Below are 21805 nucleotides of genomic sequence, written 5' to 3'. Positions count from 1 at the left end.
CAATGTACCGACAAGCCAAAGAACGAAGCAGGCTTAAACGGCCTGCGCGCAAGTGGTTTGTTTCGTATTGAGGGCGGGCGACAGCAGCAACTGCGTTGGCCCCTTCGCGGGCAGAGCCCCGCTCCCACAAAAGCACGCGTACTGTCTGTGGGAGCGGGGCGGGCGGCGAGCCCTCTGCCCGCGAAGAGGCCCGCCCTGGCACCGCTACTTCTTCTGCACAAAGGAGAGCCAGCGCTCTTCAGCCTTCACCCCTTCCTGGGACGCCCACCACTTGGCCGACAGCAGTGCCTGACGGGAGATGTTCTGCGGCGAAGACGGCAGCTTGGCCGCGCGCTCGGCGGGAATGGTGCCGGTCTTGAAGGCTTCCGGGTTCAGCGGGCCGTAGTCGATGATCATCGGCAGCGCTGCCTGCAACTTGGCATCGATGGCCTCGTTGACGAACTTCATCGCCGCCGCCTTGTGCGGTGTGCCCTTGAGCACGCACAGCGAGTTGGTTTCCAGCACGCCCTGGTTGTAGTCGAACGCCACCGGCGCACCGTCGGCCTGCACGGCCGTGATGCGGCCGTTCCAGGCCTGGATCATGTCCACTTCACCGTCGCTGATCAGCTGCGCCGATTGTCCGCCCGAGGTCCACCAGGTGGCGATGTGCGGTTTGATTTCCTCGAGTTTCTTGAAAGCGCGCTCCACGTCCAGCGGATACAGTTTGTCGGGCGCCACGCCGTCAGCCATCAGGGCAATTTCGAGGGTAGGGCGCGGCAGGTTGCGCAGCGAGCGTTGTCCGGGAAACTTCTTGGTGTCCCAGAAATCCGCCCAGGTCTTGGGGACGTTTTCGCCCTTGAAGGCATCGGTGCGGTAGGCCAGCACGGTGGAATAGCTGATGTAGCCCACGGTGTAGTCGTCCTTGAGCTCCGCCGGAAGCTGCGCGGCATTGGGGATCAACACTGGGTCGAGCTTTTCGAACAGGCCTTCGGCTTCGCCGCGCAGGCAATCGCCGGTGGGCAGGTCGACCACGTCCCAGCTGACCTTGCCGCTTTCCACCTGAGTCTTGATGATCGGGTAGGCCTTGGGCGAACTGTCCTGCTTGAGGGTCAGGCCCAGCTTCTTGGCCGCCGGCTCCAGGATCGCCTTGCTCTGGGCTTCCTGGTAGGCGCCGCCCTGCGATACGAAGGTGATGTCCTCGGCCCAGGCCTGCCCGAAGGCGCCGACCAGCAAAGCCAGGCCGGTCAGTTTGAATGCGCGCAGCGTCATCGATGTCATGTACAGGACTCCCGAAAGTTGGCAGGTTGGAGGCGCGAGACTGTTGTCATGCGGTCGCTCTGCAGGACCTTGGGTATCCAATTTACCGGTAACGCTGTACTGCAAACGGTCACAAATTCGCGTCGAGGAAGCGTTTTATTGCAAAAACGCGGGGCCGCGCAGCACATTCTGCAGCGCGGTGGCAGGACGCCCGCCAGCCGGGCCGCCGCCCGGCTGGTTTTGTTGCTACAGCGGTTTGATCAGCTGCAATTGCTGGCGGTAGTCGTCGGTCACCTGGCGTGCCTGACTGTTGCTGGTGACGACCCTGGGCGTGATCAGCACGATCAGCTCCGTGCGGTTCTTGCTCTTGCTGGTGTTGCCGAACAGCCAGCGCAAACCAGGCACCCGGCCCAGATAGGGCACGGCCGAGACGGTATCGCTGTTGTCCTGCTTGATCAGCCCGCCGAGCAGCACCGTCTGCCCGCTCTGCACCGCGACCTGGGTGGACACCGAGCGCGTGGAAATCCGCGGGTTGCCATTGCTGTCCGCACTGCCGTTGTTGTCGGCATCGCTGACCTGCTGCTGGATGTCCATGTACACCAGGCCACCGGGATTGATCCGCGGCACCACGTCGAGAATCACCCCGGTCTGGATGTATTCCACACTGCTCAAGGTGGTGTCCGAGGTGTTGGTATTGACCGTGGTCTGGCTGATCGGGATGTTGTCGCCGACCTGGATCTGCGCTTGCTGATTGTTCATCACCACCAGCGAAGGCGCCGACAGCACCTGGGTACGGCCGCTGGTTTCCAGGGCATGCAAGGCAAACTGCAGGTTGCTGCTGACGAACGAGTAGAACAGCGAATCGGCGGCGCCCAGCCCGGCACCGCCGCCGCCCAGCGCGCCCTGGCTGCCTGCGGTGTTGGCCACAGTGGTGCTGCCGGAGTTACCCGCCAACCGGCCCAGGTACCACTGCACGCCAAGGTCCAGCTCGCCGCTGAGGCTGACTTCCAGGATGCGCGTCTCGATCTGCACCTGCATCGGCGCGTTGTCCAGGCGCTTGATCGCAGCTTCGATCTCGGCCCACTGCGCCGGACGGGTGCGGATCAGCAACTGGTTGCTGCTTTTTTGCGCCGTGATGCGAGTGCCTTCATCCAGGCTCTTGGCCGTGCCCGATTCGGCCCCGGCGGTGCCGCCTTCCAGACCACCCTCGTCGGTGGTTTCGTCCAGGCCTTCTTCGCCGCTGTCCTCCTCGCCGTCCTGCACCTGGCTCTGCAGGTTGCCGTTGCCCATGCCCTGGCCCTGACCCATGCCGCCCATGCCGGTGGACGCAGTGCCGCCCATGCCGCCGTTGCCGTTGAGTGACGACAGCGAGCGCGTGCGCAGCCCCGGCGCCACTTTGGCGGCGCTGTCGTCCTTGATCTGGCCGTTGCCGTAGATCTGCCGCAGGTACTTGGCCAGGTCCGTAGCCTTCATGTTGCGCACGTCGTACACGTACATCTGTGGCTCGTTACCGCCGCCTTCGTCGATGGTGTGAATCCAGTCGCCGACTTCGCTCAGGTATTGCGGCTGCGATGAAATCGCCACCACCGAATTGGTCCGTTCGATGGGCAGGAAACGCACCATGCCTGCCAGCGGCATACCGCTGTCGGGGCCGAACATCTTCTGCAGTTCGGGCATCAGCTCGCCCACGGTGGCACGTTGCAGGCCATAGACGCCGATGGACATGCCCTTGAGCCAATCCACATCGAAGGTGTCGATGGTGTCCTGGTAATTGGCCAGCTCATCCGGGGTACCCGCCAGGCTCAGCACGTTGCGCGCCGGGTCTACCAGCAGGAAGGCGTTGTCGCGGGCGAACGGCTTGAGCAGTTTCTGCATCTCGGTGGCCGAGATATAGCGCAGCGGGAACAGACGCGCCGACAGCCCGCTGGACGGCTTGGACACGGGCATTTGCGGGACCAGCTTGCCGGCCACGGCCTGGTTCGACGGCAGGATGACGTAGCGGTCGCCCTGGCGAATCATGGCGTTGTCGGTCCAGGACAGCAGAGTCTCCAGAATCGACAGCGCCTGCTGCTTGTTCACCGGTTGTGAGGTGGAAAAGCTGACGTTGCCCTTCACACCCTGGGCGATGCTGTAGTTCTCGTGCAGCAGGTCGCCCATCACGCTGTTGATCACCGCCTCGATGGGCTGGTCGGTGAAGTTGAACACGATGTCGCCACTGGTTTGCGCGGCCCCCTTGGGCGTATTGGCCGCCGGCGCAGGGCCGCGGACGAACGTCTGATTGCCCCGTGTGATCTGACGGCGCGCGGCAGTAGCGGCCGCTGGCGTCGTCGGGCTTGCGGTGGCTGCAGGCGGATCGACCATCGCCGTGCGTTGCGAACCGGTGCCATTCAATGCTTCCTGCATCAGCGCCGGGTCGTTTTCGAAAGGCTCGGGGGTGGAGGCGCAGCCCGCAAGGGCGACGGCGGTGGCCAGGCACAGCAAGGGGCTGCGCAGACGGAAGAGCTCAGGGTAGCGATCGTTCATGGTGTGGTTACGTTTGGAAGGGTGATGGCGGGGGCCTTCGATGGCGGCGGAAGGCGTAGCACGGGAAGGCTCAGCTGTTGGCTCTGGCCCTGATGCAGGAAGGTGGCGGTTTGCGGCGTGACGCTGGTCAGCGTCCAGCCGTTGTCCAGCGTGCTGCCCACGGCCAGCTTGAGCGTGCGCTGGTTGGCCAGGCGCAGCAGCGCCCACTGGGCCTGACCGTCGATGATCACGCCGCTCAGGCGGATGCCGGCCAGGGAGGTGGCCTGGCTCTTGCCGGTGGCCGCATCGGGCTTGCGGTCGGGGCTGAACATCGATTGCTGCCAGGTCAGGGCCAAGGCGTTTTCAGGCAGCGCCGCCAGGCTGACGGGCTTGGCGGCGGGCGGTTGTTCATGGGGATGGCTGGCGGGCAGCCAGTCGACGGTCCGGCCGGCGCCCAGCAACAGGCTGCTGGCCACGCCGATCAGCACCGCCGCAGTCACCAGCAGGGTCAGGCCTGCGCTACCCAGCTTCATGTCGCAGGCTCCTTGGCCAGGGTTACCGGCGCCGGTTGCAGATAGCCGCGCAGCAGCAGGTGCACGCGCAGACGCCCCGCGCCGCCGACCGAGGGCGCCGTGCTGGTGCGGCGAACGCTCAGGTTGTCGACGAACAGGAAGGGCTGGCCGTATTCCAGATCCCGCAATAGTCGGGTCAGGGGTTCCAGCGCACACTCCAGGGTGAGGCTGACCTTGACTTGGCGGTACGGCTCGGCCGTGTCCTGCTCCGGGGTGATGGGCATGCGCTGGGTCACCTGGCAGCCCGGGCCTTGGTCGGCATGAGCCTTGACCAGGTCGAGGCTGCGTTGCATCAGGTCGGCGGCCACGGCGCTGGGGTCGGTGCCCGGCAGCAGGCTGCTGCGGCTGGACGGATCGCGCCGCGCGGCCTGCAGGCGCTGTTGCAGGTCATCGCGCTGGGCAAGTACGCCGGCGTAGCGTTGTTGCTGCTGGCGCAAGGTATCGGCCTGTTCTTCGATTGCGGCCAAGGGGTCCAGGAACCAGCTCTGCACCAACAGGTACCAGGCCAGCCACAGCACCGCGGCGAGGGCTATCCAGGCGGCGCCGCGGCGTTCGCGTGGCGTGAATTCACGGCGCATCGGCAGGCTCCTTGCGCATTTGGGCGCGCAGCGAAAAACGCTCTTTGGCGGTTTTTTCGTCGGGTTGGATGATGCCCTGGAATCGCGCATCGACCAGGGTCTGGCAGGCCTTGACCCGGGTGATCAAGGTGCTGGCCTTGGCGCTCTGCCCGCTGATGGACAGTGTGCCGTCTTCGGCGATTTCCAACTGCTCGATCCAGGTGTCGGCACCCAGGCAACCGGTCAGGTCCACGAGCACGCTGGTCAGGGTCGGCTTTGCGGCTTTCTGCTGCGCCAGATAGCGCGCAGCGCCCTGGGTATTGGCCAGCTCCTGACGCAACGCCTGCACTTGCTGCACCTGCTCGCGCTGGGCGGCCACGCTGTCCTGCATGCTGGCCAGGCGGTCGCTGCGGGCGTCCAGCCACAGCAGCATGCAGGCCAGGGTCAAGGCAACGCACCCCAGCGCCAGGTAGCGGGTCAGGCGGTAATGTCCGGAGCGAGGGGGGCGGCGATCCGCCGGCAACAGGTCGACGCCCAGAGGCTGGCCGGCACGGTCCAGGCCGTCCACGGCCACGAACGTCAGGCCACGGTCGCGACACTGATCCAGCATCTGCGTCAGACGCTCCTGCACGATGGCCACCAGCAACACCTGCGCCTGGGTCTTGCCCCGGCTTTGCAGACGCGCCACGTAGTGCATGCGCTCGCGGGGGAAGGGCGTGTACTTGTCCAGTTCGAAACCCACCACGCTGTGCAGGTCGCGAATGGCTGCCAAGGGCAATTGCAGGGTCTGGGCCATCACCGTGTCGGCGGGCAGCAGCAGCACCAGGCGCTCGCCCGGAGCGCTGTCGAGAGGCTCTGACAAGGGCCAGCGAATCGAGCGCTCGCTCACCTGCGGCAGCAACCGATCGCGCCAGCGGGCGGGCAGCGACTGGCGCAATTCGTGCAGCCATGCCCGCCACAGCCCAGGGCCCGGCGAGGCGCGCCACTGGCTGTGCAAGCATGCCTGCAGCGGCGCCAGGCGTTGTGTGAGTCGTTGCTTCATTCTTGCCAGCGCAGGACCCGGTAAGGTCGTGCCCCCTCCTTCGATGGGTTGAGTAACAGGGTGACGCGCAGCGTCGTGGTGTAACCACCCGGCAGCGTCGCCTGGCTGCGGATCGTGACGATCGGCCCGGCGTCTTCGCCCACCGGCCCGCCCTGTGGCAGGTCCAGTGCGCGGCGCAGCCATGGCGCCGCCAAGCGTGGTTCGGGGCTCGGCAGGCCGCTCCACAGGGTCAGGTAAGGCGCAGCGCGCCGGTACAGCGACTGGTCCATGCCCGGTATCGCGCGCAGCTCTTCGAGCATGCGCAACGGTGCGTGGCCATCGCCCCGGCGCTGTTCCAGCGCTCGGGCCAGCTGGCGCGCCTGCTCGGCGCTGGCGCCGGCGGCCTGCAACAGCCGCGCGATCTGTTCGGCGGAACCGGCGTTGAGGTCCAGCTTGCCTTGCTCGCTGCGCAGGCTGACCGCCAGTTGCGCACCGTTGAAGCTCAAGGCGTGGGCTTGCCCATCGGCCAGCCAGTGCCGTTGCGGATCGCGCTGCAGTTGCGCCACCACCGCCATGCCCACACCCGCTTCGGCGGCCAGCAACGCCTGGGTATGCTGGCGTTGCCACAGCGCCTGGCGGTTCTGCAGGTGCACCCATCCCACCAGGCCGGCCAGCAGAGCGCTGAGCAATGCCAGCACCCACAGCACCAGCAGCAATGCCACGCCGCGCTGACGACGCATCCCACTTCGCGCCGTCACAGCGCACCGGCCTCGCCGGACAGGTCCAGACGCAGGTTCACGCTTTGCAGCGGCCAGGGCACCGGCCCCGCCAGCCGGACGTCGATGCGTACCCCGCGCGGCAAGCGGCTGGGCCATGGCCAGTGATCCAGCCAGCCGGTGGGCTGGCCTTGCGGCGTCAGGCCGCGATAGCTCAACTGCAGCGCCTGCACCCGATGCAGCAACACCTGTGGCTCGCCGTGAGGTTGCAAGGCCTGCCCTTGCAACCGTGCCAGCGTGAGCTGCAAGCGCTGGCCCACCAGCTCCAGACTGTGGCGATACACGCCGCCTCCCAGGCTGGGCGACAGCGGTGCATAGAAACGCACGTGCTGTCCGTCGCCCTCGAAAATCGCCTCGGCAGGCTGCCCTTCCAGCGCGCTCTGCCCGGCACCCGCTGCCAGCGGCAGGGCCTGCCCCAGCGCCGCGCGCAGAAAGTTCTGGCTGGCGCGTACTTCGTCCAGGGCCATGCTGTAGCGCTCGGCCTTGGCCATGGCGCGGTTGGCGCCCAGGATGGCGCCTGCGATCAGGCTCAGCAGCACGCCCAGCAGGCTCAATACCACCAGCACTTCGAGCAGGGTGAAACCATGGCTGCGCGCTTTCATCGATTGGCGCCACTGGCGCGGCTGCGCACCTGCAGCGTGCTGTATTCAGCCTGGCGGGCACCCTGACCGACCCGTAGATCCAGGCGCCAGACGTCTACCGGCGCCTCACCGGCGGGCAGGGTGCTGATCGCCAGCCGCCAATGCAGGCCACTCCAGCGCCCTTCGGTGCTGCCTGCCTGCAATTGGCCCGCGCTGGCTTCGTCCAGAATCGAGCGCGCCGCCAGGCTCAGCTCATCGCTGCGCTGGGCCTGCTGCAGGGCGCGGGCGCTGTTGCCGAAAGCCATCACCAGCACAGTGCTGCACAGCGCCAGTATCAGCAGCGCCGCGAGCATTTCCAGCAGAGTGAAACCGCGCTGGCCGATCAATTGAGGCTGCGCAACTGAACGTTGCCGGTCAGCCAATTGATGTCCACGCGCCAGCGTTTGTCATCGCGTGCCAGCAGCAGATGCCCACCGCTGGCGCCGCCATCGGGGTAGAACTCGAAGGCCGGCCCGAGCCCGTCGGCCGTCTGCAACTGCACGTGCATGTCACCGGGCAATTGCCGGACCGGCTCGCGCGGCCCCTGGAAGCGCCCGGCGTTCAGGTCGAAACGGGTCCGCGCTGGCTGGCCGGTGACGATGGCCTGCACCCTGGCGGCCCGCAGCGACTGCACCAGTTCACTCAGCGCGCGCCGCTCGCTGGCCGCGTGCAGGCCACGGCCGACGCCGAAGCCGACCAGGCCGATGGCGATGCCGATCAGCACGATCACCACCAGCAGTTCGAACAGGGTGAAGCCACGGTGGCTGCGCGGGCGGTTCATGCTTACTGCCAGTTGCCGATGTCGGCCTTGTAGCCGTCACCGCCGGGCTGGCCGTCCTGGCCGAGGAAAATCAGGTCGAAGCTGCCATGCTCGCCGGGGTAGCGGTAGGCGAAGGCGTGGCCGAACGGATCCTTGAGGTCCGACGGCTTGGCATAGGGGCCTGCCCAGCCGACGGCGTTGGCCGGCTTGCTCACCAACTGCTGCAGATTCGCCGGCGGCGAGCCGACGTCCAGGCCGTAGCTCTCGATTTTCATTCCCAGACTGGCGAGCTGGGCCTTGCCGGCGCCGTACTTGCCCTTGTCGACATTGCCGCCGACCTGGCGCACCACGATGGTGGCGACGATGCCCAGCAGGACGATCACCGCGAGCATTTCCAACAGGGTGAAACCGCCCTGGCGGGTGCCGCGGGCAGAGTTGAATCGGGACATCGCAGTTTCCTCAAATGTTACTGGTAAGACTCATCAGCGGCAGCATGATGGCGAGCATGATCACCGCCACCATCACCGCCATCACCACGGTCAGGCTGGGCACCAGGGCGGCCAGCAAGCGATCGATGCCACGCTTGGCCTCGACGTCGAATACGTCGGCCACCTTGAGCAGCATGGTGTCGAGGTTGCCGGACTGTTCGCCCACCTCGATCATCTGCAAGGCCAGCTCCGGCAGCAGCGGCTGCTCACCGAAGGCCTGCGCCAAAGTGCCGCCGCCCTTGACCCATTGCGTGGCCTGTTCCACCTGTTCGCGCAGGGCATGGTTGCCGCACACCTGGCGCACGATGGTCATGGCTTGCAGCAAGGCCACGCCGTTGTTCAGCAAGGTGCCCAGGGTTCGCGCCAGCCGCGCGACTTCGATACGTTGCAGCAACGGGCCCAGCACCTTGACCGACAGCACGCGACGGTCGTGTCGCTGGCGCCGCTGCGGATTGCGTCGCGCCACGGCAACACCCCAGACCAGCGCCACCAGGGCGGCGAGCAGGAGCAGCCCATAGCCGCTCAGAAATTCACCCAGACCAAGGATCGCCTGAGTGATCAAGGGGATGGGCACGCCCAGATCGCGGAAGATGGGCACGAACTGCGGCACCACATAGGCCAGCAGCAAGGCCAGCGAGCCGAGCACGCCGACCACCAGGAAAATCGGATAGATCAGCGCGTTGATCACTTCGCCACGCACTTTCTGGCTGCGCTCTAGGTAGTCGGCCAACTGGTGCAGGGTGTGCTCCAGCGAGCCGCCTGCTTCCCCGGCGCGCACCATGCTCAGGTAAAGGCTGGAGAACTGCCCGTGTTCCTCTTCCAGCGCCTGGCTCAACGGCTTGCCGGCCTTGACCTGCTCGCGCACGCGCTCCAGCAGGGCCCGGCGCCGAGGTTCGCCAGCCTGTTTCAACAGGATGCCCAACGAACGCTCCAGCGGTTGCCCCGCCCCGAGCAGCGTTGCCAGTTGCTGGGTAAAACCGACCAGCGCGGCGGCATTCATGGCACCGCGCTGGCGCGTACCGCCAAGGCTGGCCTGGACATCGCTGTCCAGACTCAGCAGCAACAGCCCACGCTGTTGCAGTACCCGTGCGGCGGCATCGCGATCGCTGGCTTCGAGACTGCCTTGACGGCTGGTGCCGTCGGCGTCCACTGCCCGGTACTTGAAATAGGCCATGATCAGTCGCCGCGCGTGACGCGCAGCACCTCTTCGAGTGAGGTGATACCGGCCACCGCCTGGCGCAAACCTTCTTCATACAAGGTACGCAGGCCACCGCGGCGCGCGGCCTGTTCGAGGGTGGCGGCATCGGCCTGACGCATGAGCAGCGAGCGCAGCTCTTCGTTCATGACCAGCAACTCGGTGATGGCGCTACGGCCGTGGTAACCGCCGCCGGGCAGTTCGCTGGCAGGTCGGTAGAGCATGATCGGGCGCTGCGCAGTGAAGCGCTCCAGCCCATGCTCGGCGATCAATTCGGGCGGTGCCTCGAAAGGCACACGGGTCAGCGGGTCGAGCCGGCGCACCAGGCGCTGGGCCAGAATGCCCTTGACGGTGGACGCGATCAGGTAGCTTTCCACGCCCATGTCCAGCAGGCGGGTGATGCTGGCCGCGGCGCTGTTGGTGTGCAGCGTCGACAGCACCAGGTGGCCTGTGAGCGAGGACTGGATGGCGATGCGGCAGGTTTCCAGGTCGCGCATCTCACCGATCATGATGACGTCCGGGTCCTGGCGCACGATGGAGCGCAGGGCCCCTGCGAAATCCAGACCGATGCTGGGTTTGACCTGAATCTGGTTGATGCCTTCGAGCTGGTACTCCACCGGGTCTTCGACAGTGATGATCTTGCGCTCGGCGGTGTTGAGCCGCGACAGTGCGGTGTACAAGGTGGTGGTCTTGCCCGAACCGGTGGGGCCGGTCACCAGCAGAATGCCGTGGGGATTCTCCAGCACGTCCAGGAACGTGCTCAGCCGTTCGCCATCCATGCCCAGGCTGGGAAAGTCGAAGCTCACGGTCTGGCGATCGAGCAGGCGCATCACCACCGATTCGCCGAAGCTGGTGGGCACGGTGCTGACCCTCAGGTCCAGCTCCTTGCCCTGGATGCGCAGCATGATGCGGCCGTCCTGAGGCAGGCGGCGTTCGGCGATATCCAGGCGCGCCATGATCTTGAGGCGCGAGATGATCGCCGCTGACGACGTCGATGGCGGGGCCTCGGCCTCGTGCAGCACGCCGTCGATGCGATAGCGCACCTTGAGCTGGCTCTCGAAAGGCTCGATGTGAATGTCCGAGGCCCGCTGCTCCACTGCGCGTTGCAGGATCAGGTTGACCAGGCGGATCACCGGCGCTTCCGACGCCAGGTCGCGCAGGTGCTCGATATCGTCTTCGGCACCGCTGTGCTCGTCGAGGGTTTCTATCAACGAACCCATGGCCGACCGCCCCTGGCCATAGAGCTTCTCGATCAGGGCGTCGACCTCACTGGCGGCTCCCACCGACACATACACCGGTTTTTCACAGGCGTAGCGCAATGCCTGCAAGGCATAGTCGTCGCCCGGGTTGGCGGCCAGTACATGAATGCCGTCGCCATGGATGCCCAGCGGCACCAGGCGGTAATGACGCAGAAACCGCTCGTTGACGGTGGGCAAGGGCTCTTCGCAAAGCTGCACGGCGTCGGCCAGCAGCAAAGGCGCCTGCAAGGTCGCGGCCCACGCCTTGGCCAGGTCCAGTTCGGACACCAGCCCCAGGCGGGTCAGCAATTCCACCAGCGTGCTGCCTTCCGATTCCTGCGCCAACCACCGTGCCCGCTCCAGGTCGCTGGCCTTGAGGTGGCCATTGTCCAACAGCCAGGCACACACCTGCTCGACACCCTGTGTCGGCAAGTAATGGCTATCGATGGGGGCGACGGATAAAGACACGGTGGTGTACTTCAAATGATCAGGGGCCACTTTCGAGGCCCCTGAGGTGTAATGACTACAGTAACTAAGCGCGCTGCGTTAGTTTGCCGCAGGCTTGCTCTGCTCGGTGGGGCGGCCACGCTGGTTTTCATCGGACTGCTTTTGCTGCTTCTGTTGTTTCTGCTCCACTTTGACGTTCTTTTCCTGTGTCATGACCGTGGAGTCGCTGACGCCTTGAGCGTTTTGTTCAGTGCTGGATTCGGCTGCGAAAGTGGTGCCGGCAGCAACAAGAGTGAACGCGGCAATAGTGCCCAGTAGTGGCAATTTCATTTCAAGCATCTCCAAGGTTTGTATCGAGCCCGTCCGCCTCAGCGGAATGAAGCTCGCGATCGTTTGCCGAGTTTCGCTCAAAATGGCCGCTGTACGAGCGTTTTTGAGGGTCGATCGACAAAAATGCTAAACCTACAGACCGGAAGGTTTAGCGATGGTTCCCCATGTGTAACAAAAAAATACCGAGAAAATACTAAAACCGCCGAAGTTCACCTTTTCGTTTGACTTCGTTTGTAAACAATTGTCTTAATTTAAAGGCGCGGGCACGTCTCGTGATAATTACTGGCAACTTGCCATTCACCTTAGTTATCCAGGGAAATATCGCCTCAGAACTATCGTAAGTCGAAGTGCCACTAGCGGTGATCTTCCGTGCTTCCTATGAAGTTGCGGTATAGGCCCACTATCGCCTGAAATAAAGGCGTGCAGCACATCGACTGCGACAAATGAGCGCGGGGGTACCTGATACTTGGAGATCGTCTTCACATGCTAAATCGGAAAACCTTGGGTGCTCATTCGGCCCTGGCCCTGCTGAGCCTGGCCGTCGGCCATGCCAATGCATCGACGACCATCAGTCCGAAACAACTCGCCGCCAATGAGCTGCGCGCCGACAAGGCCGCCGAACGAACCCTGGCCAAGATGACCCAGGAAGAAAAACTGGCCTACATCGGCGGTATCGGCGGTTGGGACGTCAAGCCACTGACCCAGTACGGCGTGCCGCAGATCCACGGTGCCGACGGCGGTGCAGGCATTCGCTACACCAGCGAAGGCAACGATCCGGGCGTGGTCTACCCTTCGGGACCGAACCTGGCAGCGACCTTCAACCCGCAGCGCGCCATCGACTTCGGTCGCGCCCTGGGCTACGACACCGCCACCGGCGGCTACCAGTTCGTCACCGGCCCGGGCATGAACCTCTATCGCATGCCGTGGAGTGGTCGTGCCTTCGAATACCTCTCCGGTGAAGACCCGTTCCTGGGCGCGAGCCTGGCTCCGGCGGTGGTCAACGGTATCCAGCAGCGTGGCGTGTGGGCCGAAGCCAAGCACTACGCAGGCAACGACCAGGAGACCAACCGTTTCATCCTCGACCAGGCGATGCCCGAGCGCGTGCTGCGCGAGCTGACGCTGCCGGCGTTCGAGTCCTCGGTGAAGAACAGCACCGTGGCCATGATGATGTGCTCGTTCCAGAAGGTGAACGGCGAGTACGCCTGTGAAAGCAAGCACCTGATCGCCGATATCCTGAAGAAGGAATGGCGCTACAAGGGGCTGGTGCAGAGCGACTACAACGCCGTGGTGCATGGCCTGCCAGCGGCCCAGGCCGGTACCGACCTCGACATGATGGGCGGCCAGATGAACAGCACGGTGCTCAAGCCGTACCTGGACAGCGGCGAGCTGGACATGGCGACCATCGACGACAAGGTCCGCCGCATCCTCAAGAACATCTACCTGTACAAGTTCGACAAGATCGACCCGCAGACCACCCACGACATGAACAGCGCCGCCAGCAACAAGGTCGCACTGAACATCGCCCGCGAAGGCATCGTGCTGCTCAAGAACCAGAACGACGTATTGCCGCTGGACAAGGCGAAGGTCAAGCGCATCGCCGTAGTCGGCAACCTGGCCAAGTACGCGCCGCCTACCGGTTTCGGCAGCGCCCACGTCGACGCCACGCACTACATCAGCGAGCTCAGCGGCCTGCAGCAGATGGCGCCGAACGCCAAGGTCGAGTTCCTCGACAGCCTGTCGCTGGATCCGGCGGCGTCCCAATGGACCACCACCGACAGCAAGGGCAATACGGTCAAAGGCATGAAGACCGAGTTCTTCACCAACGCCAACTGGTCCGGCGATCCCTCGGCCACCCGTATCGACAGCCACGTCGACATGGACTGGTCCACCGACGATATCCCTAGCAATGGTGATACGGCCAACACCTCGATCCGCTGGAGTGGCCAGGTCACCCCGACCATCAGCGGCGAGCAAGTGTTCAAGGTCCGCGCCGACGGTGCGGTGCGCGTGTGGGTTGACGGCAAGAAGATCATCGACAACGGCGACGGTGAAAACATCACCAACAAGAGCATTCCGCCGACCATTCCCGAGTCCGGCAAGATCACCCTGGAAGCCGGCAAGACCTACGACGTGAAGCTCGAGTACTCGCGCCGCGATGGCTACCTCTCGACCATGGGCGGCCTGGTGGGCGTGCAGATGGCCTGGGCCTCGTTGGCCGCGCCGCAAGACCTGTCCCAGTACGATGCCGTGGTGGTTGCTGTCGGCAACAGCAGCGAATACGAAGGCGAAGGGTTCGACCACAGCTTCGACCTGCCCGAGTATCAGAACGAGCTGATCCAGAACATCGCCAAGGTCAACCCGCGCACGCTGGTGGCGATGCACGGCGGTACCGCACTGAAGATGAGCGACTGGATCGACCAGGTCCCGGCCGCGCTGCATGCCTTCTACCCAGGCCAGAACGGCGGCCAGGCCCTGGCCGAGATCCTGTTCGGCAAGGTCAACCCATCGGGCAAACTGCCGATCAGCATCGAGCGCAACATCGAAGACAACCCGCTGTACGCGGATTTCCCGAACTTCGACAACACCCGCACGCTCAAGGACCTGAGCTACAAGAACGACCTGACCATGCTCGGTTACCGTGGTTACGACAAGACCCGCACCAAGCCGCTGTTCGCCTTCGGCCATGGCCTGTCGTACACCCAGTTCAACTACAACAACATCTCGGTGACCCCGGGTGTGGCGGTAGGCAACACGCCGATCAAGGTTTCCTTCGACCTGACCAACAGCGGCCAACGCGCCGGTGCCGAAGTGGCCGAGCTGTACGTCGGCCAGCAGCATCCGAAGGTGGAGCGCGCCGTCAAGGAGCTCAAGGGCTACAAGAAGGTCTTCCTGCGGCCGGGTGAAACCCGTCGTGTCACCATCGAGCTCAACGATCGCTCGCTGGCGTACTTCGACGAGAAGAGCAAGCAGTGGGTCGTCGATGCCGACACCTTCGATATCAGCCTGGGTGCAGCGTCCGATGACATTCGTCTGAAGGGCCGCTTGGTCAATCCGTTCCGTCAGGAACTGTCGACCACCACCAGCAACCCACTGCCACGTTCGGCGTTGAAGTCGACCAAGGTATCCCAGTCGCACGACAACACCGGCGGTGTGTTCGAGCAAACCGAGAGCGAGAACGAATCGAGCGGAAACAGCGAGTACGAAAACGCCGCTTACTAAGTGAAGCCGACGCGGCTTGCACCGCTGCCACAGAGGATCGCAACACCCCTGTAGCAGCGGCGCAAGCCGCGTCAGCGCTTGATGCAACCTGCCTGTCGCACCGCAACACACCGGGACGCGGCTCGCGCCGCTGCTACAGGGTCAGGCCGAGGGGGCTCGGATATCACGTTCTACCTGAGCTATATAACTGTCGAACCGCTCCACCAGATCGACAGTCTCCGGAAACCGCAGCCACTGCAACTGCAAGCCATCCATCATCGCCAGCAACTGGTGAATCAGCGCATCCAGGTCCACATCCCCACGCACTTCGCCAATGGCCACCAGATGATCGAGACGTGTGCGCATGCGTCTGTGAATGGCCGCATAGCGTGATTGGAACCACTCCCAGCCCGGGTGACTGTCCACCAGGCTCTCGGCATTGAGCATGCTGAAGGCGCGGATCACACCCGGCGCGGTCGCGTTGGAACGGTTGATCTGCTGCAGACCTCCCAGAAAACTGCTCAGCGTCAGCTCGCTCTGCAAGGCGTCGCTGATCTTCTGATTGACCTCATCCCGGCGTGCCAGCACGCCCATCAGCAATGCAACCTTGTTGGGAAAGTGGTGCAGCACGCCGGCCACCGAGATCCCCACCCGGTCGGCGATCCGGGCGATCGACGCACCACTGTAGCCTTCCAGGGAAAACAGCTGCAACGCCGCATCGAGCAATTCCTCGCGGCGCTTCTCGCCTTTGGGCGCGCGACGAGTGCGGGGGGCGGTATCGGGGGTACTGTCGGTCATGTCTGTCATGGGCACATCCTGTGTGGGGTATTTCCTGTGTCAGGTGCCTCCTGACATGGAGCATCCTGCGGGGGGTGAGGGTCAGTTCGAGCAAACCCGGTTTCGAGCAAACCTAATGCAGATGACCTGCGCCCTGCAATGGTGCGCCGGTGCAAGCCACGTTCAGATGTGTCAGCGACGAGCGACATTAAGTTCAGAGAATCCCGCCGCCGCGCCGTCGAACCGGGTTGTCACTCACTCGATTGGCACCTACTTGATTGGCACTCTGGCCGATGCACAGGGTCACCTGCTTACCTCTTCAACAAAACAGGTTCGACCCATGATCACCGTTCACCACCTGAACAACTCCCGCTCGCAACGCATCATCTGGCTGCTGGAAGAGCTGGGCGTGCCCTACGAGATCAAGCGCTACGAGCGCGATGCGAAAACCAATCTCGCGCCCGCCGAGCTCAAGGCCGTCCATCCATTGGGCAAATCGCCGATGATCCAGGACGGTCCGCACACCATCATCGAGTCCGGCGCCATCGTCGATTATTTGATCCGTCGTCACGGCCATGGCGCGCTGCAACCTGATCCGGCCAGCGCCACCTACGACGAATACGTGCAGTGGCTGCACTTCGCCGAAGGCTCGGCGATGCTGCCGCTGATGCTCAATCTGTACGTGGGCCGTCTGGGCGACGCTGGCGCGCCGCTGCATCCACGTATCGAATCGGAGCTGGAGAACTACCTGGGCTATCTGAATACCGCCCTCAGCCTGACCCCTTACCTAGTGGGCGAAGAGCTGACCGGCGCCGACGTGCAGATGAGCTTCGTCGGCGAACTGGCCAAGGCCCAGGGCAAGCTGGATGCCTATCCGCACCTGTCGGCCTGGGTCGAACGCCTGCAGGCGCGTCCGGCTTATCAGAAAGCGATCGAGCAGGGCGGCGAGTACAAGTTCGCCAAATGACCGCGGCCCGCGTCAGGCCGGCAGCAGCTTCTTGCAGCCGTCCTTGCGCGTCGGGTACTGGGTGCACTTGCGGGCCAGTTCCTTGACCTGCGCATCGTCCTTGAGCTGTTGGCTCGCCGCCAGCTTCTCGGTGATGAACAGCTCCTCGGAACCCAGTGTGCGTTCGGCCTGAGCGATCATCGCCAGTGCCGCATGCGGATCTTTGTTGAGCAGATGATGAGCAATCATCAGGTCATACAATTCGGGGCTGGCCAATGACCAGTCCTTGATCGCCTGCAATGCCTGCAACGCTTCCCGGCGCTTGCCCTCGGCCATCTCCACACTGAACTGCGCACGGCGAATACCTGGCTGGTCGCGCACCGGCGAGGCCAACGCACGTTCGCTGAACAGGCGAGCTTCCCGCACCTGTCGCTGTTCCAGGGCCACCGTGGCGGCGTAGGCATCCTTGTACGCCTGCAACGACGGCGCCACCGCAGTGGAGGCGCGCAGCTGCTGCCAGCCATCCGCATTCACCCGTGCGCGGCGCTGCCCGTCGTACTGCCGTTGCAGGTACTGACGCAGTTCTGTATCGCGATCCAGCGGCTACATATGCGAGCGCTGAAAGTATTGACCTGCGGCGCTAATGCCGGTGGTCAGACCCTGATTGAGGGTGACCCCAACCTCCTTGACCAGACGATCGACCTGCAGATTTTTCACCGACTCCTGCAGGGCGTCCTTGCGCGCCGTGGCAAAGCTGCCGAGCAAGGATTGCTGCTTGCCTTGGAAATCGCTCAGGCGTTGCAGGCTGTGGCTGGCCGCCCGCGGCGCGTAGCCCGCCTTGATCATCAGGTCCGCGCCCAGCAGATCCGCCTGATCTTCCTGGGTGCGGCCCCAGGCGGTGCTCCAGATGTTCTCCGAAAAACTGTTCATCAAGGCGGTGTACAGCACCGTATTGCTGACGGTCTTCTGGGTGCGCTGGGGGTCCTTGCTGACGAACTTCAACGTGTCCGAGCGATGATCGACCCGGGTATCGGCGACCTTGGCCGCGAGCACGATCGAGGTCGCCACGTTGGTCAGCATGGCGTTCTGCTGTTGGAAGGCCGCGCGTCGGTCGTGGTGGTGCAGCAGTACATGGCTCATTTCATGGCCCAGCATCGCGGCGATTTCATCTTCGCTCTGGACGTTGTCGAGCATGCCCAGCGGCACGAACAGATTGCCGAACGGATCGGCCGAAGGACCGAAGCCGTAGCTGTCGATCACCTTGACCTGCAAGGCCGGCAGCTCGCCGGGCCACCCCTTGCCCAGGCGGGTGACGATGCCTTGCAGATACGCCTGCAAGGGCGGAATCAGCACCACGTTGTGCTGACGAATCTCGCCAGCGGGGATGGCCATGCCGTCGTAGCTCAAGCGTTGCGCCGTGACCCGCTGCGGGTCGAGCTTGTAGTACTGGCGCACATCGGCGGTATCCAAGTAGCGACCCTGGACCTGGGACTGGGTCGAAGGCCCGACTAGATTCATGAAGGCCGCATCGGCACCCTTGAGCGTGCCGCAGCCGGCAAGCAGCAGGCAGGCCATGGCGCCGAATGCCAGGCCGATGCCATGACCGCGCGGGTGTTTCATTGGCCGGATCATGGCTTGTTGCAGCCTGAACCGAAGCCTATGGTCGAGGCATTGCGGGTGTCGGCTTTCTGGCTGTTGGACAGGCGCTCGCATGGCGTGGTGACGATCTTGCCCTCACTCAAGCGCAGGTCCATGGTGTCCAGCCAGACCTTGCGTCCGCCGAGTTCGACCTGCACCAGCTCCAGGTTCGGATTGCTTTCCAGCACCGGTAGCGGCGGCTTGGGCGCGTCCTTGAGGGCCAGCGTACCCTGGGATTTGCCGTGCGCATCGAGCAGCGTCAGCGGATCCGCTTCGAAAGCCTCCACGGTGGCGGCAAACACGCCAGGGCTGCACAGCGCAGCCAATAGCAGAAAAGTGGTTCTGGTCATCCTTGAGTTCCTTTGAGAAGTGAAATACGGACGCGCCTGCGTCGAGCGAAGCCGCGCAGAAGCGACCGCCATTGCCGCCTGACAAACTGGCTGATCGGCTCTGCAATGATGGAAAGGGACAGCACGGCGATGGCCAGCACGTTGGCCGGACTGATGTTGTTCCTCCACAGCCCCCAGCACATCGCAGCCAGCGCCACCTGGACGACGGCCCACCAGAACAGCGGTGCGCGCCAGCTTCGGGCCCGGCGATGACGGCGCCGTCGGTACCAGGCGCGCAAGCCGACGATGACAATGACAAAACCCAGTTGCACCAGGTCCAGCCAACTGATCGACAGCCAGGCATAAGGCTGCGGATCGCGTTGATACGTGTCGTGGTAGGTCACCAGGTTGTCCAGCGCCATGGCGTGCAGGTACACCCCCGGCAGCAGGCCGTGCACCGGCGTTTGGGCCAGGTCACCGGCCGACGTGATCTCGGCACCCACCAGCACCAGCTTGTCGCCGAGCATCTGCCGCAACAGCGCGCGATCCTCCGGCGAATTGGCTTCCAGGGCACTGGCCTTGAGCGTAAGGGTGTAGGCGCAGCTGGCTGGGGCGCTGTCGCCGAACTTCCAGAAGATTGCCTGCCACAGCTGGATGTACCAGGCAGTGTCGTCAATCGAACACTCCGCCACCGAGGTAGACCGTGCTTGCAGGGGCGACAGCGTCGTTCCCCAGCGCAGCGCCATGGGTGGGCGTTGCGCGGCCTCGGCGGCATCCACCGGCAGCCCGGCACAGTCACGGTCGCGGCAGAACTCGCGGTACAGGCCCAGCGCTGGCGTTTCGAGCAGTCCTTGGGAAGTCTCGACGGCCAGCGGGTACCTGTCGCCGACATCGCTCCACTTCACTAGGGCGCGACGGGTCATCCGGTCCAGCGAGTCCAGGGCATTGGCCTGGCCGTCGACGCCGCGCCGGTCGCCGGTATTGGCCAGCAGCACTGCGATGCCTTGTTCCCGATAGCGCTCGAAGACATTCACCAGCAGCTGGCTGCCGTTGTCGGCGTCCTTGGGTGCATGGTCGTGGCTGTACATCAAGTCCACGAACACCGCCCGTGGCTTGTAGGCGAGCAGGCGTTTGAACAACTGGCTTTGCTGCGCATAGGGCAGGGGCCAGAAGGTAGCGTTGTGCATGAGGTAGGCGTCGTCGATCAGCACCACGACCACCTGCTGTTGACCGGTGTCCGGGTAACTGCTGGCGGTGATGCGATTGATCCACTGCGAAGACGCAGCATCGCTGGCACTGGACAGCCCGAAAGGATCGAGCAGTGCAATGCAGCCTATGACCAGGCCGAGCAGCACTTGCCCCAGCCAGAAGCGAAAATAATTAGCCTTCATCCGTGGCCTGATCAGCGATTCCCTGTGTGTCGGCTTTGTAAAGGAAGTGGACAGATGATGTCAAGGCGATGGCAGGCGGGGTTGCGAACGGTTGAATATGGTTATTCTGTAATCGTATTTAAAATAAATTTCTTATGCACATATAGTCGCTCCCATACATCCCTGATGCCTTGCCTGGAGCGCCTATGTCTCGATCCACTTTCAGCCGTCTGGCTACTGCCGTCGGACTCGGGTTCAGCCTGTTGGCCGGTGCCGTGGTTGCACCCGCGCAGGCCCATGCCGAGGGCGAAATCCGTATCGCCGAGCAGTTCGGTATCGTCTATCTGCTGCTCAATGTGGTGCGCGATCAGCATCTGATCGAGAAGCACGGCAAGGAGGCGGGCATCGACATCAAGGTCGATTGGACCCAGCTGTCCGGCGGCTCTGCGGTGAACGATGCGTTGTTGTCCGGCGCGATCGACATTGCCGGGGCAGGCGTGGGTCCGCTGTTGACCATCTGGGATCGCACCCATGGACGACAGAACGTGAAGGCGGTCGCTTCACTGGGCAACTTCCCTTACTACCTGCTCAGCAACAACCCCAAGGTCAAGACCATCGCCGACTTCACCGAGAAGGATCGCATTGCCGTGCCCGCCGTCGGTGTATCGGTGCAATCTCGCTTCCTGCAATACGCGGCGGCCAAGCAGTGGGGCGACAAGGAATACAACCGTCTGGACAAGTACACCATCGCCGTTCCTCATCCCGATGCCACAGCGGCATTGATTGCCGGCGGTACCGAACTCAGTGGGCACTTCTCCAACCCGCCGTTCCAGGATCAGGCCCTGGCCAACCCCAATGTGCATGTGGTGCTCAACACCTACGACCTGCTGGGCCCCAACTCACCCACCGTGCTGTTCGCCACCGAGAAATTCCGCGAGGAAAACCCCAAGACCTACCACGCGTTCGTCGAGGCCCTGGCCGAGGCGGCCGACTTCGCCCAGAAAGACAAAGGCGCCGCTGCCGATACCTACATCCGCGTGACCGGCGCGAAGATCGACCGGGCCGCACTGCTGAAAATCATCGACAACCCGCAGTTCGAATTCTCGATCACACCGAAGAACACCTACCCCCTGGCCGAGTTCATGCACCGCGTCGGCGCGATCAAGAACAAACCGGCCTCCTGGCAGGATTACTTCTTCAAGGACGCCAAGCCGTTGCAGGGGAGTTGAGATCTGATGCCCTGTGCCCCTAACGCGGACGTTCATGCATGTGGCATGACGTTTTCATTGGCCTGCTGCGCAAGCTGGTATTCAAGGGAGGTGCCAAATTTATGGGCGCTGACCACATGGGGCAGAATTGCTGGGCTGATAGCCCAGCGCTGATATTCGCTCCACGTCATACCTAGATAGTCGTGCAGTTCTATTTGGGTGCCCGCCCGACCTTCATGCCAGGCTTCGATGAAGCTGTCGATCTCGTCTTCGCGCGCGTTCCCCTCGATGCAAAGTTCTACGAAGGTCATGTCTACCTCTCAATGGGTTCTGATTCGTCGGCCACGAACTGCGGGCTTCAGCAACCGTCCTGTTTCTGGACACACCGAGCCCAGATGAAACCCACGCCGGTCGAACACCTCGAACTCGCCATGCAACGAATCCCAAGAATAGTATCGCTGAGCTATTGGATCAAAGTAGACCTTCCTGCCTGCTTCAACAAAGGCGACTCTGAAGCTGCTGACGATTGACGGATCTGGCTTCGGCTTGCCTGCCATTGAACACTCCCTGTCTCGGTCCCATGGTGCAGCAGCACGG

At 63.7% G+C, this 21805-nt stretch carries 21 protein-coding genes and 1 pseudogene; 3 read left to right on the top strand and 19 right to left on the bottom strand.

The genetic code is table 11. The features are described from left to right. Window positions 1-204: 204 nt before the first annotated feature. The 13 genes from B2V21_RS16080 to B2V21_RS16020 all read right to left on the bottom strand — a co-directional run bounded on the left by B2V21_RS16080 (window position 205) and on the right by B2V21_RS16020 (window position 11757). The gene (locus B2V21_RS16080) at window positions 205-1257 is read right to left on the bottom strand and encodes an ABC transporter substrate-binding protein (protein ID WP_282348339.1); all 1053 of its coding nucleotides are present in this window, start codon (window positions 1255-1257) and stop codon (window positions 205-207) included. A gap of 225 nt (window positions 1258-1482) precedes the next feature. Continuing rightward, window positions 1483-3759: a type II secretion system secretin GspD gene (gspD, locus tag B2V21_RS16075; RefSeq protein ID WP_286917365.1), complete on the bottom strand. Its 2277-nt coding sequence runs from the start codon at window positions 3757-3759 to the stop codon at window positions 1483-1485. Then, entirely contained in the window at window positions 3756-4271 is a 516-nt protein-coding gene (locus B2V21_RS16070; protein WP_122743857.1) for a DNA utilization family protein, read from the bottom strand. Before B2V21_RS16070 ends, gspD begins: the two co-directional genes overlap by 4 nt. After that, a complete protein-coding gene (gene gspM, locus B2V21_RS16065) occupies window positions 4268-4888 on the bottom strand; it encodes a type II secretion system protein GspM (RefSeq protein ID WP_122743858.1) in 621 nt (206 codons plus the stop codon). Before gspM ends, B2V21_RS16070 begins: the two co-directional genes overlap by 4 nt. After that, entirely contained in the window at window positions 4878-5909 is a 1032-nt protein-coding gene (locus B2V21_RS16060) for a type II secretion system protein GspL (protein WP_286917364.1), read from the bottom strand. The genes gspM and B2V21_RS16060 overlap by 11 nt, the downstream gene beginning before the upstream one ends. Next, entirely contained in the window at window positions 5906-6628 is a 723-nt protein-coding gene (locus B2V21_RS16055; protein ID WP_192000818.1) for a type II secretion system protein GspK, read from the bottom strand. Before B2V21_RS16055 ends, B2V21_RS16060 begins: the two co-directional genes overlap by 4 nt. A 14-nt stretch (window positions 6629-6642) precedes the next feature. After that, on the bottom strand, window positions 6643-7266 hold the full coding sequence (locus B2V21_RS16050) for a prepilin-type N-terminal cleavage/methylation domain-containing protein (RefSeq protein WP_049861601.1): 624 nt from the start codon (window positions 7264-7266) through the stop codon (window positions 6643-6645). Further along, window positions 7263-7631, bottom strand: a complete 369-nt coding sequence (locus B2V21_RS16045; RefSeq protein WP_286917363.1) for a prepilin-type N-terminal cleavage/methylation domain-containing protein — start codon at window positions 7629-7631, stop codon at window positions 7263-7265. Before B2V21_RS16045 ends, B2V21_RS16050 begins: the two co-directional genes overlap by 4 nt. Then, the gene (locus B2V21_RS16040; protein WP_192068347.1) at window positions 7628-8065 is read right to left on the bottom strand and encodes a GspH/FimT family pseudopilin; all 438 of its coding nucleotides are present in this window, start codon (window positions 8063-8065) and stop codon (window positions 7628-7630) included. The genes B2V21_RS16045 and B2V21_RS16040 overlap by 4 nt, the downstream gene beginning before the upstream one ends. A 2-nt stretch (window positions 8066-8067) precedes the next feature. Beyond that, the gene (gspG, locus tag B2V21_RS16035; RefSeq protein WP_056844536.1) at window positions 8068-8493 is read right to left on the bottom strand and encodes a type II secretion system major pseudopilin GspG; all 426 of its coding nucleotides are present in this window, start codon (window positions 8491-8493) and stop codon (window positions 8068-8070) included. A 10-nt stretch (window positions 8494-8503) separates the two neighbouring features. Beyond that, window positions 8504-9706: a type II secretion system inner membrane protein GspF gene (gene gspF / locus B2V21_RS16030; protein ID WP_286917362.1), complete on the bottom strand. Its 1203-nt coding sequence runs from the start codon at window positions 9704-9706 to the stop codon at window positions 8504-8506. A 2-nt stretch (window positions 9707-9708) separates the two neighbouring features. After that, window positions 9709-11433 carry a type II secretion system ATPase GspE gene (gene gspE, locus B2V21_RS16025; protein ID WP_282348351.1) on the bottom strand — a complete coding sequence of 575 codons (1725 nt, stop codon included), beginning with the start codon at window positions 11431-11433 and terminating at the stop codon, window positions 9709-9711. 78 nt (window positions 11434-11511) lie between these two features. Continuing rightward, window positions 11512-11757: a hypothetical protein gene (locus B2V21_RS16020; RefSeq protein WP_152965756.1), complete on the bottom strand. Its 246-nt coding sequence runs from the start codon at window positions 11755-11757 to the stop codon at window positions 11512-11514. A 468-nt stretch (window positions 11758-12225) separates the two neighbouring features. Here B2V21_RS16020 and B2V21_RS16015 point away from each other — a divergent pair, with 468 nt between their 5' ends. Further along, window positions 12226-14961 (top strand): beta-glucosidase, encoded by a 2736-nt coding sequence (locus tag B2V21_RS16015; protein ID WP_286917361.1) that lies wholly within the window; start codon window positions 12226-12228, stop codon window positions 14959-14961. A gap of 141 nt (window positions 14962-15102) precedes the next feature. On the opposite strand, the gene B2V21_RS16010 is transcribed toward B2V21_RS16015, so the two are convergent. Then, window positions 15103-15747: a TetR/AcrR family transcriptional regulator gene (locus B2V21_RS16010; protein WP_286917360.1), complete on the bottom strand. Its 645-nt coding sequence runs from the start codon at window positions 15745-15747 to the stop codon at window positions 15103-15105. Between the two features lie 310 nt (window positions 15748-16057). On the opposite strand from B2V21_RS16010, the gene B2V21_RS16005 reads away from it, so the two are divergent. Beyond that, complete coding sequence (locus B2V21_RS16005) at window positions 16058-16684, top strand: glutathione S-transferase family protein (RefSeq protein WP_090355244.1); 627 nt, start codon at window positions 16058-16060, stop codon at window positions 16682-16684. Window positions 16685-16696: 12 nt separating this feature from the next. On the opposite strand, the pseudogene B2V21_RS16000 reads toward B2V21_RS16005, so the two are convergent. From B2V21_RS16000 to B2V21_RS15990, 3 genes and pseudogenes are all read right to left on the bottom strand, one after another. After that, window positions 16697-18283, bottom strand: a pseudogene (locus tag B2V21_RS16000) (M48 family metalloprotease). An 8-nt stretch (window positions 18284-18291) separates the two neighbouring features. Next, window positions 18292-18651, bottom strand: a complete 360-nt coding sequence (locus B2V21_RS15995; protein WP_056844530.1) for a hypothetical protein — start codon at window positions 18649-18651, stop codon at window positions 18292-18294. Beyond that, window positions 18648-20021 (bottom strand): CHASE2 domain-containing protein, encoded by a 1374-nt coding sequence (locus B2V21_RS15990; RefSeq protein WP_286917359.1) that lies wholly within the window; start codon window positions 20019-20021, stop codon window positions 18648-18650. Before B2V21_RS15990 ends, B2V21_RS15995 begins: the two co-directional genes overlap by 4 nt. Before the next feature lie 185 nt (window positions 20022-20206). Between B2V21_RS15990 and B2V21_RS15985 the strand changes: the two genes are divergently transcribed. Next, a complete protein-coding gene (locus B2V21_RS15985) occupies window positions 20207-21229 on the top strand; it encodes an ABC transporter substrate-binding protein (protein ID WP_049861612.1) in 1023 nt (340 codons plus the stop codon). Between the two features lie 32 nt (window positions 21230-21261). Here the strand turns inward: B2V21_RS15985 and B2V21_RS15980 are convergent, their stop codons facing one another. Both B2V21_RS15980 and B2V21_RS15975 read right to left on the bottom strand, forming a co-directional pair. Then, complete coding sequence (locus B2V21_RS15980) at window positions 21262-21519, bottom strand: hypothetical protein (RefSeq protein WP_286917358.1); 258 nt, start codon at window positions 21517-21519, stop codon at window positions 21262-21264. Between the two features lie 9 nt (window positions 21520-21528). Then, complete coding sequence (locus B2V21_RS15975) at window positions 21529-21765, bottom strand: colicin E3/pyocin S6 family cytotoxin (RefSeq protein WP_286917357.1); 237 nt, start codon at window positions 21763-21765, stop codon at window positions 21529-21531. Between the last annotated feature and the right edge of the window lie 40 nt (window positions 21766-21805).

It is taken from the genome of Pseudomonas sp. UBA6276, assembly GCF_002438365.1.
GTDB lineage: Bacteria > Pseudomonadota > Gammaproteobacteria > Pseudomonadales > Pseudomonadaceae > Aquipseudomonas > Aquipseudomonas coleopterorum.
This window is presented reverse-complemented; position numbering and strand designations above follow the sequence as displayed.